Consider the following 1,024-nt stretch of genomic DNA (forward strand, 5'->3'; position numbering starts at 1 on the left):
GCCGAACAGTGATCCCTGGATATCGCTTTCTGAAACTCCTAAGTATGCCAGGAACGTAGCCGGCCGCAGCGCTGGCGTAGGCACCCAGTGTGACTGAACCAGAGCGCAGACCAGTGACATCCGCGACCGCACTGCGAGCGGTCTCGATCTCACGAACCAACGCTCGGCCATGAGGGAGGAAAGCCGCCCCCGCCTCCGTCAGTGCGACGGGCCGGCTATAGCGCTGCAACAGCACTGCTCGCAGTTCATGTTCGAGCGACGCGACGTGATTGCTCACTGTCGGCTGCGAGCAGTGCAGTACGTCGGCGGCGCGGGCGAACCCCTGGTGTTCTACCACCGCGAGAAAGGTGGTCACCCATTCTAGCTCCACCAGCCCTCACCTCCTCTGTAAGACAGATATCAAGATCTCTGATCTTCATCACCGCTATCATGCCTTGGACTTTGAGTCGACGGGCGCCGATTCCGCCACCGACCGAGTCGAGTCTCGATCACCGCCATACTGGTCGAAATCGACAACGCAATCATAGCCGCCTGCCGGAAGATGAAATGCAACATCCAACCCACGGAAAAGCTCCCGTCTTCCCCGGGGACCGACAGAGCGTGCGCAATCCCGACACGTGATTTTGAGCCAATCTTGTTTGACGCAATCGCACGTTGCCTGTCCTGGCTGATGAAGCGCGCGCCATCGTGCTGGCTTCCAGATCCGCCACATGCTTGCGCAGGGTGGTGGGCGCCAGGCCGAAGATAAGTCGACATTGTTGGCGCGGCGCCAGTCGATGACCTGGAGCTGCAATAATGGCTGTCGGCACGGATCAGGATCCGGATGTTCCGCCAGTTGCTGCGGATCGCCCGCATGAGGCGGAACAGGTGGGACGGATTTCAGCCGCGCTCGGCCGTCTGGTCGGGCGCAGCACCGCACCGACGAACCGGCCCGCGCCATCGAACATGACGATCGGCTGTGCGGGGGCGTTGAAGAGGCGCAGCTGCTGGCCGCCATGCACGGCAAGGAATGTATCATCGATAT

At 61.2% G+C, this 1,024-nt stretch carries 1 protein-coding gene and 1 pseudogene; both read right to left on the reverse strand.

Annotated elements, in window-relative coordinates; all coding sequences use genetic code 11:
- Positions 1 to 355, reverse strand: a 355-nt coding sequence (locus tag EN780_RS35030) for a LysR family transcriptional regulator (protein ID WP_189557033.1), incomplete at its 3' end; no start/stop codon positions are given.
- A gap of 322 nt (positions 356 to 677) precedes the next feature.
- Positions 678 to 1,024, reverse strand: a pseudogene (locus EN780_RS41100) (transposase); the annotation flags it as partial.

Origin of the sequence: Mesorhizobium sp. M4B.F.Ca.ET.089.01.1.1, from assembly GCF_004022605.1 — a bacterium.
Lineage (GTDB): Bacteria > Pseudomonadota > Alphaproteobacteria > Rhizobiales > Rhizobiaceae > Mesorhizobium > Mesorhizobium abyssinicae.